The organism is Enhydrobacter sp., from assembly GCA_025808875.1.
Taxonomy (GTDB): domain Bacteria; phylum Pseudomonadota; class Alphaproteobacteria; order Reyranellales; family Reyranellaceae; genus Reyranella.
This window is the reverse complement of the sequence record CP075528.1, coordinates 1254022-1269848: the sequence shown is the minus strand read 5'-3', so window position 1 is coordinate 1269848 and position 15827 is coordinate 1254022. Positions and strand designations below refer to the sequence as shown.

Sequence of the window (15827 nt, the reverse complement as noted above, 5' to 3'; positions counted from 1 at the left end):
GCGGCGTCTCGAAGGGTGAGGAGGGGCGGTGACAATGGCGCACGTTGAGTTTTCATGGGCTCACCTCTACGCAAACACGTTGCTTGGATTTTCCAGCTCGCGCAGATAGGGCCCCAGCGCCGCCACCGCCGCGTCATGCCCCGCCCACGCCAGACTGAGCCGCAGCATCGCCCAGTAGCCGGGCTCGGCTTCGCCCTGATCTTCCGCGCCGTCGGTGCCCGGCGCGCGCGCCCACTGCACGACGGGCGCGACCAGGGCGTAGTTGTGGTTGCCGGTCGGGATCGTGCCGCCTGCCCCGAAGTCACCCGAAGGGTCGGCCGGAAACTCGACGCCGAGCTGCGCCGCCACGGCGCGCGCCGCCGCCTCGTCGGCGAACTGCAGGTAGAGCGTCTGGCTCCAGCCCTGCCCTGGGCTTGTCGAATGGGTCATCGCGACACAAGCTGACCGAAGGCATCCACCTTCGCGCCCCTGTAATACGCAACGCGGTCGACGATCATGTTGCCGCCGTGCGAGCTGTAGCGGCCGATATCGAGCGTCGTCGGGCCGACCGGCAGCCCGTCGCTGAAACTGGCCGTGCCGTCGAGCACGCCGTCGTGGGCGATCTGCCCCCGCGTGGCGGACCAGGCGACGGCCTGGGTCCGCTTCGTGTAGACCGCCGGCACGGCGGCAACGAACAGGCCGAACTTCTGGTCCCCGCCTTTGTGCAACATGCCGCCGTGGTTGATGCCGTTCCAATGGCGCGCGACCATCTTCACCGAATTGTTGATCGACCCGTCGCTGAGATAGAGCGCGTCCTGGTAGTAGCCCGGCCACGACCCCATGTGCGTGGTCAGTTGGTACCGCGCCACTAGTACGCCCCCCTGATGCGGATCGAACCCGATGGCCGACACGGGCAGGGAGAGCGCGTCCTGCGCCCGCGTGACCGTCGATCCGGCCGTGGGGATGTACGACGTCACCCCGACGCCGGTGCTATCGACCTGGCCGCCCCACACGGCGAACTTGCGCGTGCCGGTGCCGAGGTAATTTGCGCCGGCTGCGGCAGACGACGAATTGACCAGATACAGGCGCGCGCTCGCGCTGCCTGTCCAGTTCGACGCCCACGAGAACGATAGCCGCCACCAGCCGTTGCCAATGGCTCGAGCGACGACACCCGACACTCGGTCGGCCGTGCCGCCGACCGTCGACCCGATCGTTCCCGTCGATGGCTGAAAGTTGACGCCGGCGGTGCCACCGGCCGCCAGCAGTTGAACCCAACCATCGCCCACGAGGGCCTTGACGAAGATCGAATGGCCGTAATCGCCGTCGGTGACGTAGCTCACGCCGGGCGATGCGACCACCTTCTGCGTGTCGGCGGCGTCTTCGAGCAGCGTCGTGGCGTTCTGGGTTCCGTCCGGTGAGACCGCGTCGTCGTCGACGGCAGTGAGGTTCTGTGGCGACCAGTGCGCAGCGATGGTGCGCGAGCGCGTAATACCGTTGGTGCTCTGCATCTCGGCCAGATAGCCCTCGTCGCGCCAGAAGCGCGGCACGTTGTTCGAGGCGGGCACGATCAGCCCGGCCGCCGTCTCGGTCCAGCCGGTCGAGGCGCGGCCGAAGGTGGCGCCCGGCGGCACGCGGCCCATCGCCGCGAAGTTCCACGACCAGGTCGGCCGCAGGGGCGGCGGTGCCAGCAGGGCGCGGTTGGGGCCGATCAGCATCAGCAACTCCTGCAAGTGGCACGGCGCGGGCTCTCGCGCCTCGGAAGGCGCTGCCGCCCGCCAGCGACGATGCTTCGCATCGCGCTCAGTCCGGCAGGGCGATCAGCTCGACGGAGATATCCGACGTGCTGGCGAAGGTCGGCGTGCCGCGTGTCACCAGGATGCCGTAGAGCGACGTGCCCGCGCCCAGCTTGTAGGCGAGCCCGAGGCCGGGCGCGGTCAGAACGCCCTTGCTCGAGGCGGCGCCGAGCACGATGCCGGCGAACGGCACCACGCCGATGCACTTGGCGAGATCGGCGTCGGAGAGCGCCACCGCCGTCTTGTCGGTCGGTGCCGTCGGCGCCGCGTCGAACAGGAGCAGGTCATAGGGCACGTTCTGCCCGGCCTTGTCCCTGATGATCGCCGTCTGCAGCACGCCGCCCTGGGCGGCCACCCGCGCCATGCCGGCGAAGGTCAGCAGCGCGCCGACGGCGTTGCCCGAGGCATAGGCCGAGCCTGACGTGACGGTTGGTGTCGCCGCCGCGCGCAAATTGCCGGGACCGGCCACGGCGCCGGGCGATCCAGCGCTTTGCGGTTGGGCGACGCCGTCGGCATCGAGCACGTGCGGCACCACGGCCTGCGCCACGTCGGGCGCCCTGTCGAGAACGGGATAGTCGGTCATACGCTACGCGACCTCGTGAAGTGACGCGGGCGTTCTAGCCTCAGCCCGTATCGAATGCCAATTTGGTCAAGCAGCTCCGAAAAGAGGATGGAGAATCAACGGGCGTCTTGGATTTCGTTGACCATCAGCGTCGCGAGAATGAGTGACCGTAGGCCAAGCGCGTTGGGTTGTGCGGCGAGATAGCTCCGAGGCTGATAAATACCTGCTGAGTCTCATCGAGTGTTCGAGGCGCCAGAGAGGCCTTGGCCAACCGCATGGCTTCTAGCAACGTCGTCTTGCCAATGGCATTTGGGTCAACAATTACGTTGGCACGATTCCCCAGCGGCACAGTTAGATTGTCGATGCCGCGAAAGTTGATAATCCCGATAGTCGTTAGCCACATTGCGCCCTCGATGGTCCCGGTCGCCCGGACTCAGTATGGCTATATACTCTTAGGTGGCGCGACAGCAAAAAAGTTGTGTGGAGGATTTGTCTACTACCGCGAAGTGTCCTCTGCCATCCCTTTCAGACACAACTCCCGTAGGTCATCGTGTAGCGGGGCCGTATTCATTGATTGCGCCCCTGCCGTCGCGGCCTCTTGCGATTGCCCGTCCACAGCGTGCCGCGCTGGCTCGTCGCGCGCCGGTAGCGATACTGCTTCGACGTGCCTTCGCCGCGTTCCTCGATGTCGAGGATGCCGCGATCGGCCAGCGCCTGCAGCATCAGCCTCACCTTGCGGCGCGGCACGAGCGCGAACTCCATGAATTCCTGCAGGGACGGCGCCGCCAGGTCGGTGCGCGTATCGATCAGCGTCATGATGCTGTGAGCCAGTTCCCAGCTGAACGGTACGGCGCTCCTCGCAGACACGGCCTGCTCCCTTCTTGCCTGTGTATGAAATGTTCTATATTTGTTCTAATACGACTTGTCAAAGGGAATTGTGCCCCACTGTACAGTGTGCTATGAAACGAGGATGGCACCCTCGGAAAACGCCAGACGGCTGAAATCCATCCGCGCACGCGCCATCGGCCTGCGCCCCCTCGCTCGCGCCATCGGCTGGGAGGCGAGCAAGTACCAGTACTACGAGGATCACTACAAGAAGACCTGGCTGCCGCGCGACTTCATCGAGAGGATCAAGCCGCACGTCGTCGGCCTCGGCCATCCGCCGGTGACCGTGGCTGAGCTCGACGCGCTGGCCGGCTGTCCGTCGCCGTCGACCACCAGCCTTTACAATGAGGCCGTGGGCATCGCCCGCGCCATCCCGGAACGGGAGCGCGAGACCCGGGCCGAGATTCCCGTCTGGGCCTCGGCCGAAGCGGGCGCCGAGGGCGCCATGCTGCTGACCGCCGAGCCGATCGACTGGATCCGCCGCTCCGAGCGCATGATGGGCGTGCGCAATCCCTTCGCCTTCTACGTCATCGGCGAGTCCATGAGCCCCGCGATCGAGCATGGCGACCAGGTGGTGGTCCATCCCGTGCTGCCGCCGCAGCCCGGCCGCGACTGCGTCTTCCTCCACGAGGGCGAGGACGGCCAGATGCTGGCGCTGGTCAAGCGACTGCTGAAATCGAACGCCACGAGCTGGCGCGTGCGCCAGTTCAATCCCGCCAGGGACTTCGACCTGCCGAAGAAGAAGTGGGCGAAGGCGCTGATGATTGCGGAGAAGAGGATCGGGTAACTCGTACGCCTTCTGCAATCATTGCCATCTAGGCACTCGCGCTCGCCATCATCAACTTTGGCGCCTAAGCCATGTCCGAACCGCTAAAACACCACCATCTACCAATCTTCTACCTGTCCGCCTGGACTGATGCCGATGGGGAGCTTTGTGAGTTCAAGAGGCCCTACAGGGCTGTTGTCGTAAAGCGCACCACGCCAGCGGCTACAGGCTACCGCATGGAACTCTATTCCATGCCAGGGCTTCGGCCTGAGCATGCCCAATGGATAGAGAAAAAGGTAATGGGCGCCATCGATCACGAGGCTGCCAAGGTGCATCAGCACTTGTTGGCGGTTGCCAAAGGTGCGCCTTCACAAACGTTCGATGGTAGACAGCGCCTCTACTGGGCTCGGTTCTTGTACGCACTTATTTTCCGGACACCCGAACACGTGGCTGAGTTGCAGAGTCGCTATCAAGCATTCGTGCCAAAAGAAATCGAGCGCTATCGCGCAAGGTATGACTCTTTGAGAGGACCGAACGACCCGGCAACATTCGATGAATTTAGGACGCGGTTCCTTTCAAATCCCCGCAACATGTCGGGATTGAACGTGGTTCCTCACCTCGCAAACAGTGAAAGGGTAATCGGGCATATCGCGAGGATGCAGTTTCGGATGATCACGATGAGGCAGTTCGCGGGAAGGGGATTTCTTACGTCTGACCGGCCAATCATCATGACAAATGGGCTTACACTTCCTCATGCCCACATCGTCCTTCCGATATCACCCGATGCTCTTTTCATAGCCGACAAGAACGACGCTGCGTACGGCTACCTCAGTTCATTGAGTCCTGCAGAGCTCGCTCGACAAGTGAATGAGAAAGTTGCGGAGCAGTCTCACCATTTCGTCTATGCGAGCGACAAATCCCAGTTCGACTTTGTTGCCAAGCGCCTGGGGCGGAAAGAGAAGGCTACTCCACTTGGGTAAACGATGAAGTTCAGCAATCTCTTGTCGGTAGGTCTTTTGTTGACGCTGAATGTGCATCCAACGTCCGCAGCAGATTGGTTCGGCTTGTTGAGCGCCAAGGAACTGCTCGGCGTTTGCACGAACAGGCACGACAAATGGAGCGACGGCTATTGTGCAGGCTACATTATGGGCATCGACAACAACGTGCGCGGGAGACCAACCAGCGCCGACTACTGCCCCTACAAAGTGCCCAAGGGCGTCCAGCCACAGCAGTTGGTTGATAGCGTGGTGAAGTACCTCGTGGAACATCCCAACGAGGTCTCAAACAACTCCGCGACCATGGCTGTGACGTTCGCACTAGTCGTCCTGTATCCTTGCCGGTGACACCAGCGAGGGTTTGACGCACGACCGTAGTCTTAGATTGTCCCTATAGCTGGGATTCTTCCGTCAGCGCGCGTGACGGCGGGGAGGCGACCAAGCTTCGGGCGGCCCGTCGCCGTCAAAATCGATGTACCTGCCGCCACCTAACGCGATGTTCCGTTGCTCCAAGGCGATGGCCTCCCGCCTCGCTTTCTCCCGCCTCTCTGCCAGCATCTCCCGCCCGACCCGAGCAGACTTGGCATCCCGCACGGATTCCCGATAGTCACTCCAGTCGAGTCGCCACTTGAGAGCGGACCGGCGATGCCACTCCAACTTGGCTGCGTCAGCATGTTGGCGAAAGTCGTGCTCATTACATTGATTGATCCTACAGGCATGTTGGACCAACTGCCGGAGTTCCAGTTCACCCTCCAATGTGCCGAGCAACTCCAGGTTGGTTAATCCCCAGTGATGAACCGCATGGCAATTTCCGCACCTGATCTCCACCCCGAGCAATCTGGCGACGCTGGTCCCACGCCGCTCCTCATACTTCCAGATCTCGTGGCCTTCTGGGCGGTCCGTGCTTTCGCAGATCGCACACCTCGACCCGTGTTTTTCGAGGAGGTCAGTGCGGAATCGCTTCCATCGATGCGGACCGAGCCCATCCTTGGATCGCAAGTTCATGCGCCAAAGCGGCTTTGGCACCATTTGGATGCGAAGCTTCCACCTTGCCGTCGGGTTGGGTTCCGGAACTCGCACATACCGATCATAGGTGCGGTCCAATACGCCTGCCAAGTCGGGCCGCTTCCAAAGTTCCTTGGGTGAGGCAATCAAAAATCAGCGTTCACGACGTGCGCCAACGAACGTGGGCAGGCGATATCCTCTGGCTGACCGAGTATATTTGCTCATATGCCGATCTGGGAGACATTCACCCGACGACGTGACCGCGAAGCTCGCGCGGGCCAACCCGAGGTGTACAACTATGATTCTCTGCCCGGCACCCTGCTCGGGCAGATCGTCTTGATATGGAACGACGCCCTGATCCTCCATCATCGGTACAAACTCGATGACGCGGGGAAGTACTGGTACGGCGGTGACGAGCTTTGGACGACCATCGAACAGGTCTTCCAGCGCGAACATGGCATGCTTCGTTGGCCCGGGGGCTACGAGCACGATGAAGCCGCTTATCGTGCAACTGACTTCTTCATGAATGCGGCCAATCATGATCAACGACTCGATCTGATCGAGATCGTGATGACTTTCATTCACCGAACTCGTACGAACTCTGGCAATCAGCAGCACTTGATCGATGAACTCAATACCCGCTTTCGTATTGCCGGAGTCGGCTACCAGTGTGAGGATGGAAAACTCTTTCGGATGGATTCGACCGTCGCTCACGAGGAGATGGTCAAGCCGGCTCTGAGATTGTTGAGCGGGAAGGGCTTCGAGGAAGCCGACAGGCAGTTCCGAGATGCTCACACGCACTACCGAAGGGGAGAACATCCGCAGGCGATCACCGAGGCGGGTAAGGCCTTTGAATCAACGCTCAAGGCGATCTGTACGGCCAAGAAGTGGCCTTACGAAAAAGGCGCACGGGCCTCGGACCTGATCAAGGTCGCGGTCAAAAATGGGCTCTTTCCCGCGTGGCTGGAGGAAGGGCTGACCGCGTACGTGGCGATGATGAAGACAGGCCTGCCCGGTGTCCGTAACGAAGCCGGCCCGCATGGCACCGCGCCGAACGCCGAGCCGGTGCGCGCCTATCTCGCGCGCTACGCTCTGCATATGTCGGCGAGCAACATCCTGTTGGTCGGTGAGGCGGCAAAGTTCCCGTAGGGTCATGATGAAGTCACGGCGTGGTTCAGCCGTTGGGGGCTTATGTTTGGCTGTGGAGGCGACGGTCATTCTCGATAAGCACTGGAACGAGCTCTTTGTAGAACTCGGTCATTCCAATCTTCTTGGCGATGAACGCCGCTGCGTGGAGGACCGCATCCGCGGCGTAGTCGATCTGCGGCCACCGTTTCGCCCTCTGCTCGACTGATGGGACGCCGCGAAGGTAAAAGTCATCCTCGCCGCCGTTGTAGATTTCCATGATATGGGCATAGTTCGCGTGAATGTAGCCTGAGAAGGTCTTGAAGATTCGCTCGGCAGAAACGCGAGCACGTTCGTGTGGTCCGCCCGCGATACAGCGCACATATGCAGCCCTGATCTTCTGGGACGGCACTGTGTTCTTAGCGTCCAAGTAGCCGTTGATGTGCGAATCAAAGAAGGACTTCACAAACCGTTCCACGTTGGGCGACGACCTCGGATACTCCTCCATGAGAAAGTAGGCTTCCGCAACCGCGTCATAGAGACACCGAATTGCCGCCCCGAAGTCGATGAACAGACCGGCTCGTAAGAGCGTCTCCAAAGCGGTAAGACCCTGTGCGGCACGAATCACCTTGAGAACAGCGACCACGCGCACCGTCTCCTCGCCATATTCGAACGCTTGCTTTCCGATGAGCCAATGGGGTTGGCCGATGGTTTCGACTCGGAGTCGATTTACATAACCGTGCACTTCATCGAGCGTCAGCGCTTGAGGCCGGGCGATCATCGGACCAATAGGATACCAAGAACCACTCGGGAAAGTATTGCACAGGCGAACTACCCCACCTGTCCCGACCGCCACTCGGCTAGGGTCTTGTTGGCCCTCGCCATTATCTCCTCGCGCGATATGCCGTGCTTGGTCGCGTGGCGCATAGCTATTTCCTGAAGCGCCTGGTGAAGAGCGAGCGCTTCCTTCTTCATGCTCTCCAGCCGTAGAACGAGCTTCCGCATCGCTTGATCGTTGTGAACGGCACCGCGGCTATCGTCTTGTGAACGATGCACAAGCCAGTTGCGCTCCTCACGCAACGCATCGAAACGCCTCACTAGCTCAGGCGACAATATGCCGTGCTTGGCTAGCTGTTCGATAGTTGGGCCGAAGGTCTTGCTCCGTGCCTCCTTGAGCAAAGCGTAACCTGTTGCAATGCCCATCCCCTTCGTCGCCTTGGCCACCATCGCGAAGCACATGGCAGAGGATGCTTCGAGATCCTGGAGTTGCCAAAGCGCAAGCCCTATGCGCGTCGCGACGAGCTGCAAGCGCTCCGCTGAGTCGAAGTACTTGATCAATTCTTCAAGCTGAGGATCGAGTGTTTGAGTCACTGGAACTTCCGTCGTTTGAACGCGGTTACATCGACCGAACTGAGCCGGAACCACTCGCCATTAGCCCGTTGCGAGGCGAAGCGCCTGTGCCAATAGTTCTCGATCCCAGCCGGATCGTCGGTCCGAATGGCATGGACGAGCGTTCCCGTCTCGGGGAGAGCCACGCGGATTTCCTTTACACGCCGCTCCAGGTTTTCGCCTCGGCCGATCTTGTAGTGACTACCCGACTTGATGAGATAGACCCAGCCCTCGGCAAGTGCCTTTCCTCTACTGTCATCTTCCGAGGGCCCCGAGAGAACTTGCGCCGGCAGAAGCGGAAGTATGTCCGCTGTAGATGCATCCTCTGATGCACGTCGCTTGAGCGCTTCTAGCATTCGCGGACGCCCCGGAAAGTGGCGCGCTATTGTCTTGTCAGTGGGAAAGGAAGGATCGCGCTGGCGGTACAGGCGCATCTCCGCCCACGTGGGCCACCTGGCATAGTGCCGGACGACATCGACCAGCTTTGAAAGTATGGCCTCGGTATCATGTCGGGGATTGAGCGTGTTGGGCTTGAAGCCAGCTTCAGCTAGCGCGTCGCCCCACCTCGCCCAGAACACGCCGCTCCATTGGGCGTATTTTATTCCAGTTGCCTGCTCAAACTTGTCTCGCCCTGGAGGGCGGCCCCCATTCGCTTCCGCTAGCCGTCGAATCTCAGTAAGTATCTGGTCGCGTAGTTCCATTGGGCTGGTCCATCCTCGTCCGCATGGTCGCGCGGATCAAGGTGGAAACCGGAGTCACTTGCTATCGAGAGTGAGCCGAAATGCAGGATGCGACGGGTCACTGGCCCACTCTGCCAGCCTACAGCAGCGCCTTCGGCAGCCGAAAGCCAAGGGACCGCAGATCGGGATCCCACAGGAACCACCCCGGGGCTACGCTCGCCACTCGACAGGATGCGGGCAGCCATCGTTACGGAGCGAAAGCAACGGAGTCGTGCATGAAAGAAGTCACGTTCACTGGCTCACTGGCAGACGTCCACAGACAGGCTGAGGAATGGAAGGTTGCCAACCCTCACGTAAAGGTCATCTACAGTGGCCCACCTACTAGAGTCGGACATCAGGATGGTCAAAACGTCTTCGAAAAGACGGACTGGACCATCACCGTGAAATACGAAGGCTAATCCTCAAATTAGGCCCACTACCTGCCTTTCATGCTGACAACGTGGTTCGCCGGCGTAGGGTTTTTCAGCAGCAAAGTCAGAACGGGTCATCCATATTGGTCGCCTCGTTCGGTGGATCGGGATAGCGCTCGGGCTCCCCGCGCGGCCGCCATCGCGCCTTCTCCATCCAGGCGTCGCGATGAGGCTGTTCCGGCCACAGCGAAGGAGGCTTGGCAGGCTCCGGTGACACCACGCTCGGCTCACCGGGCGGCGCGGTCGCCACGGGTGGTGGCGGCTGTTCAGGCCGCCGGCTCCACGGCTCTTCGGCGGCCGGACTCGCCGGCGCCGCTTGCGCCTGGATTGACGCACGCTCCGCATGCACCTGCTCCACCATCGTCCGCAGTCCGTGGTGCCCGGCCGCCGCGGCGGCCACGGCGACGGCATAGGCGACGATGACGCGGCGGCTGTCGCGCGGCGCGTCGACCATGAGCGCCTGCCGCAGCCGGCGCACCTGCCGCTGCAGCGCGAGGATCATTTGCGGCTCGCCTCCTCGAAGAGCTGCTTCATCTTGACGAAGTCGGCCGCGACCTCGCGCAGCTCCTCGACTTCCTTCTGCAGCTTCGCCACCGCGACGATGCGCATCTGCCGCTCGAGCACCCGCATCGCCTTGTCGGCGCGGCCGATGGTCAGCTCGCCGCGGCCCATCTCCTGCACGATCTCGTTGCTCGCCTCGACCACGTCCTCGGCGCTGCGTACCTGGGGCAGGTCGAGCACCAGCGACTCGTCGTGCGCCCTGGGGCCGTGCCTGACGATGAACGCGCTGGCATCCGGATCGTCGGCCTTCATCCGCTCGGCGATCTTCTGCGCCGCCTCGGCGCCGTGCGCGCTGTGCAGCTCGATCGCCCAGTGCGTGTCCTTGTTGCGGCACCCTTTCGGACGGCCGGGTCCGCCGGGTCCGCCCCTGGTGAACAATGCGTCGCTTGCCATGACTGCCCTCCATTGGTGTCGAAGCGAGAGCGTCGTGAATGTCACGGCCGAAGCGCCGAATCGAATTTGGTCAAGCAGCTCGCAAAAGAGCGTGAAGATTCAAGGCGCGATTCCGGTTTCGTTGACCAAATTGGCGATCGCGCAAACCGGGCGGTAGCGTCCGCGCCATGTCCCTGCGCTTCTTCTTCTGCTGCAGTTCGACCTGCCGTTTACGTAAGGCCGGGGTCGCTGCCGTTTTCCGTCGTTTTCGGGTAACGCCGTTGCGCGGAAAACGGGAGCGTCGGTCATCTTCTGTCGATGGCAACCGGCCATGACGGAGAGCGCCATCGATATCGTGCGCGGCTTCGCCGACGAGGCGTTCGCGCAACTCCATGAGCGGCTGCCAGTCGGCACGACATGCGCGGCCGGCGGCGGCAGGCTGGGGTCGTTCTATCCCGATTCGGGCCCGCTGCGCCGCGAGCTCTACGTCAAGCACCTCGAATTCTTCCGCGGCGGCGCGCTGCATCGCGAGCGCCTGATGCTGGCCGCCAACCGCATCGGCAAGACCGAGGGCATCGGCGGCTACGAGACCACCCTGCATCTCACGGGGTTGTATCCCCACTGGTGGGAAGGCCGCCGGTTCGACCGGCCGGTGCGCGCCTGGGCGGCGGGCAGGACCATGACCACGGTGCGCGACATCGTCCAGGCCAAGCTGTGCGGGCGCCCGGCGCGCAGAAGCGGACGCAAGGCGGTGTCGGGCAGCGGGCTGATCCCGGCGCACCTCATCGGCGACGTGTCGTGGCGGCCCGGCATTGCCGATCTGGTCGATACGCTCATGGTGCGCCACGCCGGCGGCGGGGAATCGGTGCTGCAGCTGAAGTCCTACGAGCAGGGCAGCGCCGCCTTCGAGGGCACCGAACAGGACGTGATCTGGCTCGACGAGGAGCCGTCGCTCGCCGTCTACGCCGAGTGCCTCGTGCGCACCATGACCACGAAGGGCATCGTCATGCTCACCTTCACGCCGCTGCTCGGCATGAGCGAGGTCGTCATGGCCTTCCTGCGCGACCGCGACGAGCTGCTGGTGGTGGAGGGTGAGTAGCGCTCCTTCTCCTCGTTCCGCTCCTCTGCCAGGGCGAGAGGAAAGGAAGCGCGTGCCGACGAGCCGGGCGACTCCGAAGCTCACCGTCTCCGCCACCTGGGACGACGCCCCGCATCTCGACGAGAACGACAAGCGTGAGCTGTTCCGCAACCTGCCGCCGCACCAGCGCGACGCCCGCGCGCGCGGAATGCCCCAGCTCGGGGCCGGTGCCATCTGGCCCGTGCCGGAAAGCGAGATCGCGGTGAAGCCCTTCGAATTGCCGCGCTGGTGGCCGCGCGCCTACGGTCTCGACGTCGGCTGGAACCGGACCGCCGCGGTGTGGGGCGCACACGACCGCGACGGCGACTGCGTCTATCTCTATGCCGAGCACTATCGCGGCCAGGCAGAGCCGTCGGTGCATGCCGCCGCGGTCCGCGCGCGCGGCGCCTGGATGACGGGCGCCATCGATCCCGCCGCGCGCGGCCGCGGCCAGGCCGACGGCCTCCAGCTCCTGCAGGGCTATCTCGATCTCGGCCTCAATCTGGCGCTGGCCCGCAACGGCGTCGAGGCGGGCATCCACGCGACCTGGGAGCGTCTCTCCTCCGGCCGCCTCAAGGTCTTCTCGACCCTGCGCCACTGGCTGGCCGAATACCGCCTCTATCGTCGCGACCACAGGGGCGCTGTGGTGAAGAAGGACGACCATCTGATGGACGCCACGCGCTACTTCGTCGTCACCGGCCTCCCGCTGGCAGGCATCGAGCCGGCCCGCGCGCTGCGCGCCGGCAGGGCAATCGTCGACTACGATCCGCTTGCCTAGTCGTTCTTACCTTTCGAGTCCCTCTTCCCCGCCAGGGGGAGAGGGGCCTGAACCGACGTGTCCACTCCGTCGATCGCGATGGTCAACGAAATGCGAATCGCCCGCTGATTCTCCACCAGTTTTTTCGAGCTGCTTGACCAAATTCGATTGTCGTCGCCGATGCGCGTAGCTTTCCCGCCATGGGCATCTTCAGTTCACCGTCTCCGTCCTACTACGTGCCGCCGCTGCCACCGGCGCCGCCGCCCCCGCCGTCGCCGGTCGATCCGGCGGCGAGTCGGGCGGCCGAGCAGACCAGGGCGCGCTTCGCCGCGGCCGGCGGCTACGGCGCCACCAATCCGACCGGCGGCCAGGGCGTCACCGCCCCGGCGTTCACGACCCGCAAGACGCTGCTGGGACAATGAGGATGCGCCGTGAAGCCACACGAACACACCCGTGGCCCACCCTTCGAGACGCATCGCTGCGCGATGCTCCTCAGGGTGAGGTGATGGTGTTGCTGCAATCCCACCTCACCCTGAGGAGCAGGCCGAAGGCCTGCGTCTCGAAGGGTGGGCCACGGTGAACTGATGTCGAGGCTCGCGCGGGCGCTGTGCCGTCGCGGGAATGCGTAAGGGAGCTGCCAGCGTACCGGCAGTTTGTAGAGTGAGTAGAGTACCCGCGACGGCACAGTCATTCGACACGGAGTTCGCACTGCGGCGCCACCTCCTCCGGCGCCTGTCGAGCCTCGATCGCGAGCGCGAGAACCATGTGCCGACCTGGCGATCGCTGGCGGTGCACTTCGCGCCGACACGCGGGCGCTTCAACGGCGGCGCCAACGACCCACGGCGCGGCGCGCCGCTCGACACGCGGCTGATCGACAACACCCCGCTCATCGCCACGCGCACCCTGGCCTCGGGCATGATGGCCGGCCTCTCCTCGCCGGCGCGGCCGTGGTTCCGCCTGCGCCTTGCCGATGACGATGCCAACGCGGCGCCCGGCGTGCGCGCCTGGCTGGACGAGGTGCAACGCCGGCTGCTGCAGATCTTCGCGACCTCCAACCTCTACAACTGCCTGCACACGCTCTACGGCGAGCTCGCCACGTTCGGCACCGCGGCGCTCTGCGTCGACGAGGACGAGGAGGACGTCGTGCGCGGCTACACCCTCACGGCGGGCGAATACTGGCTCGCCTCGTCACGGCGGCTGGCGGTGGACACGCTCTACCGGTCGATGTGGTGGAGCGTGCGCCAGATCGCCGACACGTTCGGCCGCGAGTCGGTGTCGCCCGCGGTCCGCTCGGCCTACGAAGCAGGCCAGCTCGACCAGGAGCACGAGATCGTGCAGGCCATCGAGCCCAACCCGAACTTCGCCGGCGACGCAATGGGCGGCCTGCGGCTCGACTGGCGCGGCGACGTGCCCGCCGACCTGCCGTTCCGATCGGCCTGGTTCGAGCGCGGGCAACAGGGAGAGCGACCGCTGCTGCGGGTCGGCGCCTACGAGGAGTTCCCCTGCATGGCGCCGCGTTGGGAAGTGGCCGGCAGCGACACCTGGGGCAGCGGTCCCGCGGCGACGACGCTGGGCGACGCCAGGCAGCTGCAGGTCCAGCAAAGGCACAAGCTTGAAGCCATCGAGAAGCAGGTCAAGCCGCCGATGGTCGGGCCGCCGTCCCTGCGCAACGAGGCGGCGTCGCTGCTGCCGGGCGGCATCACCTACGTCGCCGACTTCAACGGCCAGGGTTTCAAGCCGGCCATCGACGTCAAGCTCGACCTCAATGCCCTCTCCGCCGATATCGTCGAGGTGCAGGCGCGCATCGGGCGCGCCTTCTATGCCGACCTCTTCCTGATGGTGGCGTCCAGCAAGCGCGCCCAGGTCACGGCGCGCGAGGTCGAGGAGCGCCACGAGGAGAAGATGCTGATGCTGGGCCCGGTGCTCGAGCGGCTGCACGACGAGCTGCTCGATCCGCTGGTGCGCCGCGTGTTCAACATCGCCGCGCGCAACGGGCTCATTCCCCCCGCCCCGCCGTCGTTGCCGCTCGCCGCGCTGCAGATCGAGTTCATTTCCCTGCTCGCCTCGGCGCAGAAGGCCGCGGCGACCGGCGCCATCGAGCGCTTCTGGCAGTTCGGCGCCCGGATGGGCGCATTGAAACCCGAAGCCCTCGACCGCCTCGACGCCGACGCCGCCATGGAGGCCTTCGCCGACATGATCGGCGTGCCGGCAAGCATCGTCGTCGATCGAAAGACGGCGGAGACGATCCGCGCTCTTCGCGTTGGAACAGCCCCTTCCGCCCCTGCGGGTCACCTTCCCCCGCAAGCGGGCGAAGGCATGACTCCTTCTTCTCCTCCGCCGCCTGCGGAGGCGGTGCACGCGTCGGATGCGGGCGGAGGGGGCAAGCCCCAATGACAACCTCTCAACGTCATCGACGCCTCGACGACGCCTTCCGCTGGCTGATGTCCGATCCGCGCGGCCGGTTTCTGCTGTGGGACCGGCTCGAACGGGCCGGCGTGTTCCGCACCAGCATGGCGGGCGATCCGCACGTCACCGCCTTCCACGAAGGGCTGAGGCAGATGGGGCTGCACGATTTCGCGCAGCTGATGCGGCTCTGTCCGGAGGAACTCGGGCGCATGGCCCGGGAAGCGACGCAACCAGGAGAGCACGATGACGGAAGAAGTGATTGAGACGCCGCCGCCCGAGGCGGCACCGCCACCCGAGGCGGCACCGCCGCCTGAGTCGAAGCCGGTGACGGAAGAAACTTTGCTCGCGCAGCAACCCCCGAGCGAGCCGGAGAAGCCGACCTACACCGACTTCACCCTGCCCGACGGCATCACGGTCGAGCCCGGGGTGATGGACCAGGCGCGCGCGCTGTTCGCCGAGTCGGGCCTGAAGCAGGAGCAGGCGCAGAAATTCATCGACCTCGCGCTCGCGCGCGAGCAGGCGATGGCCGAGCGCGGCGTGCAGGCCTTCGTCGAGCTGCAGGACAAATGGGTGTCGGAGATCAAGGCCGATCCCGAGATCGGCGGCGCGCGGCTCGCCGCCTCGCTCGCCGCCGCGGCGCGGGTGATCGATCGCCTCGCCGTGCCGGGACTCAAGGAGGCGCTCAACCTCACCGGCGCCGGCAACCATCCCGCCGTGGTGCGCGCCTTCGTCAAGCTCGGCCGGCTGGTGAGCGAGGACCGCTCCACCCCCGCGCCGCCCGGCCCGCGGTCGATGACCGAGATCCTCTACGACGGGCCGACGGGGTGACGTGGTGAAGCGCCCAGAAATTTCCTCCCCACGTCACATGTGGGGAGGTGCCCTCGTCCTGCGAGGGCGGAGGGATCATGAGTCGCGACGAGCGTCGAGTTCATGACCCCTCTGTCGGCGAAGACGCCGACACCTCC

General features: G+C 64.2%; 20 protein-coding genes. 10 read left to right on the top strand and 10 right to left on the bottom strand.

From position 1 onward, the window contains the following. Positions 1-66: 66 nt before the first annotated feature. From KIT25_06455 to KIT25_06435, 5 genes are all read right to left on the bottom strand, one after another. Complete coding sequence (locus KIT25_06455) at positions 67-429, bottom strand: hypothetical protein (GenBank protein UYN96570.1); 363 nt, start codon at positions 427-429, stop codon at positions 67-69. Beyond that, the gene (locus KIT25_06450) at positions 426-1694 is read right to left on the bottom strand and encodes a hypothetical protein (protein ID UYN96569.1); all 1269 of its coding nucleotides are present in this window, start codon (positions 1692-1694) and stop codon (positions 426-428) included. The genes KIT25_06455 and KIT25_06450 overlap by 4 nt, the downstream gene beginning before the upstream one ends. 85 nt (positions 1695-1779) lie before the next feature. Continuing rightward, on the bottom strand, positions 1780-2355 hold the full coding sequence (locus tag KIT25_06445) for a hypothetical protein (GenBank protein UYN96568.1): 576 nt from the start codon (positions 2353-2355) through the stop codon (positions 1780-1782). 124 nt (positions 2356-2479) lie between these two features. After that, positions 2480-2737 carry an AAA family ATPase gene (locus KIT25_06440; protein ID UYN96567.1) on the bottom strand — a complete coding sequence of 86 codons (258 nt, stop codon included), beginning with the start codon at positions 2735-2737 and terminating at the stop codon, positions 2480-2482. A 164-nt stretch (positions 2738-2901) separates the two neighbouring features. Further along, the gene (locus KIT25_06435; protein UYN96566.1) at positions 2902-3201 is read right to left on the bottom strand and encodes a hypothetical protein; all 300 of its coding nucleotides are present in this window, start codon (positions 3199-3201) and stop codon (positions 2902-2904) included. Between the two features lie 103 nt (positions 3202-3304). Here KIT25_06435 and KIT25_06430 point away from each other — a divergent pair, with 103 nt between their 5' ends. The 4 genes from KIT25_06430 (at position 3305) to KIT25_06415 (ending at position 7134) form a co-directional block, all read left to right on the top strand. Beyond that, positions 3305-4006 (top strand): S24 family peptidase, encoded by a 702-nt coding sequence (locus tag KIT25_06430; protein ID UYN96565.1) that lies wholly within the window; start codon positions 3305-3307, stop codon positions 4004-4006. A gap of 71 nt (positions 4007-4077) precedes the next feature. Further along, the gene (locus tag KIT25_06425) at positions 4078-4965 is read left to right on the top strand and encodes a DUF4238 domain-containing protein (protein ID UYN96564.1); all 888 of its coding nucleotides are present in this window, start codon (positions 4078-4080) and stop codon (positions 4963-4965) included. 3 nt (positions 4966-4968) lie between these two features. Beyond that, positions 4969-5328, top strand: a complete 360-nt coding sequence (locus KIT25_06420; protein UYN96563.1) for a hypothetical protein — start codon at positions 4969-4971, stop codon at positions 5326-5328. An 882-nt stretch (positions 5329-6210) separates the two neighbouring features. Continuing rightward, complete coding sequence (locus KIT25_06415; GenBank protein ID UYN96562.1) at positions 6211-7134, top strand: hypothetical protein; 924 nt, start codon at positions 6211-6213, stop codon at positions 7132-7134. 40 nt (positions 7135-7174) lie between these two features. Here KIT25_06415 and KIT25_06410 read toward each other — a convergent pair whose 3' ends face one another. The 5 genes from KIT25_06410 to KIT25_06390 form a co-directional block, all read right to left on the bottom strand. Next, complete coding sequence (locus KIT25_06410; protein UYN96561.1) at positions 7175-7891, bottom strand: hypothetical protein; 717 nt, start codon at positions 7889-7891, stop codon at positions 7175-7177. Between the two features lie 50 nt (positions 7892-7941). Then, entirely contained in the window at positions 7942-8481 is a 540-nt protein-coding gene (locus KIT25_06405; GenBank protein ID UYN96560.1) for a hypothetical protein, read from the bottom strand. Continuing rightward, positions 8478-9200, bottom strand: a complete 723-nt coding sequence (locus KIT25_06400; GenBank protein ID UYN96559.1) for a GIY-YIG nuclease family protein — start codon at positions 9198-9200, stop codon at positions 8478-8480. The genes KIT25_06405 and KIT25_06400 overlap by 4 nt, the downstream gene beginning before the upstream one ends. A 513-nt stretch (positions 9201-9713) precedes the next feature. Next, on the bottom strand, positions 9714-10151 hold the full coding sequence (locus KIT25_06395; protein ID UYN96558.1) for a hypothetical protein: 438 nt from the start codon (positions 10149-10151) through the stop codon (positions 9714-9716). After that, entirely contained in the window at positions 10148-10603 is a 456-nt protein-coding gene (locus KIT25_06390; GenBank protein ID UYN96557.1) for a hypothetical protein, read from the bottom strand. The genes KIT25_06395 and KIT25_06390 overlap by 4 nt, the downstream gene beginning before the upstream one ends. 310 nt (positions 10604-10913) lie before the next feature. Between KIT25_06390 and KIT25_06385 the strand changes: the two genes are divergently transcribed. The 6 genes from KIT25_06385 to KIT25_06360 all read left to right on the top strand — a co-directional run bounded on the left by KIT25_06385 (position 10914) and on the right by KIT25_06360 (position 15690). Next, positions 10914-11681: a terminase family protein gene (locus KIT25_06385; protein UYN96556.1), complete on the top strand. Its 768-nt coding sequence runs from the start codon at positions 10914-10916 to the stop codon at positions 11679-11681. A gap of 52 nt (positions 11682-11733) precedes the next feature. Beyond that, entirely contained in the window at positions 11734-12477 is a 744-nt protein-coding gene (locus KIT25_06380) for a terminase family protein (GenBank protein UYN96555.1), read from the top strand. A gap of 179 nt (positions 12478-12656) precedes the next feature. Beyond that, positions 12657-12878, top strand: a complete 222-nt coding sequence (locus tag KIT25_06375; GenBank protein ID UYN96554.1) for a hypothetical protein — start codon at positions 12657-12659, stop codon at positions 12876-12878. Between the two features lie 238 nt (positions 12879-13116). Next, a complete protein-coding gene (locus KIT25_06370) occupies positions 13117-14850 on the top strand; it encodes a head-tail connector protein (protein ID UYN96553.1) in 1734 nt (577 codons plus the stop codon). Then, on the top strand, positions 14847-15125 hold the full coding sequence (locus tag KIT25_06365; GenBank protein UYN96552.1) for a hypothetical protein: 279 nt from the start codon (positions 14847-14849) through the stop codon (positions 15123-15125). Before KIT25_06370 ends, KIT25_06365 begins: the two co-directional genes overlap by 4 nt. Beyond that, complete coding sequence (locus tag KIT25_06360; protein ID UYN96551.1) at positions 15106-15690, top strand: hypothetical protein; 585 nt, start codon at positions 15106-15108, stop codon at positions 15688-15690. Before KIT25_06365 ends, KIT25_06360 begins: the two co-directional genes overlap by 20 nt. Positions 15691-15827: the final 137 nt, after the last annotated feature.

Coding starts and splice junctions, on each gene's coding strand:
- KIT25_06375 (UYN96554.1), top strand. CDS start 12,657: ATGGGCATCTTCAGTTCACCGTCTCCGTCCTACTACGTGCCGCCGCTG.
- KIT25_06425 (UYN96564.1), top strand. CDS start 4,078: ATGTCCGAACCGCTAAAACACCACCATCTACCAATCTTCTACCTGTCC.
- KIT25_06385 (UYN96556.1), top strand. CDS start 10,914: ATGACGGAGAGCGCCATCGATATCGTGCGCGGCTTCGCCGACGAGGCG.
- KIT25_06420 (UYN96563.1), top strand. CDS start 4,969: ATGAAGTTCAGCAATCTCTTGTCGGTAGGTCTTTTGTTGACGCTGAAT.
- KIT25_06395 (UYN96558.1), bottom strand. CDS start 10,151: ATGATCCTCGCGCTGCAGCGGCAGGTGCGCCGGCTGCGGCAGGCGCTC.
- KIT25_06415 (UYN96562.1), top strand. CDS start 6,211: ATGCCGATCTGGGAGACATTCACCCGACGACGTGACCGCGAAGCTCGC.
- KIT25_06365 (UYN96552.1), top strand. CDS start 14,847: ATGACAACCTCTCAACGTCATCGACGCCTCGACGACGCCTTCCGCTGG.
- KIT25_06410 (UYN96561.1), bottom strand. CDS start 7,891: ATGATCGCCCGGCCTCAAGCGCTGACGCTCGATGAAGTGCACGGTTAT.
- KIT25_06440 (UYN96567.1), bottom strand. CDS start 2,737: ATGTGGCTAACGACTATCGGGATTATCAACTTTCGCGGCATCGACAAT.
- KIT25_06455 (UYN96570.1), bottom strand. CDS start 429: ATGACCCATTCGACAAGCCCAGGGCAGGGCTGGAGCCAGACGCTCTAC.
- KIT25_06450 (UYN96569.1), bottom strand. CDS start 1,694: ATGCTGATCGGCCCCAACCGCGCCCTGCTGGCACCGCCGCCCCTGCGG.
- KIT25_06430 (UYN96565.1), top strand. CDS start 3,305: ATGGCACCCTCGGAAAACGCCAGACGGCTGAAATCCATCCGCGCACGC.
- KIT25_06360 (UYN96551.1), top strand. CDS start 15,106: ATGACGGAAGAAGTGATTGAGACGCCGCCGCCCGAGGCGGCACCGCCA.
- KIT25_06445 (UYN96568.1), bottom strand. CDS start 2,355: ATGACCGACTATCCCGTTCTCGACAGGGCGCCCGACGTGGCGCAGGCC.
- KIT25_06390 (UYN96557.1), bottom strand. CDS start 10,603: ATGGCAAGCGACGCATTGTTCACCAGGGGCGGACCCGGCGGACCCGGC.
- KIT25_06400 (UYN96559.1), bottom strand. CDS start 9,200: ATGGAACTACGCGACCAGATACTTACTGAGATTCGACGGCTAGCGGAA.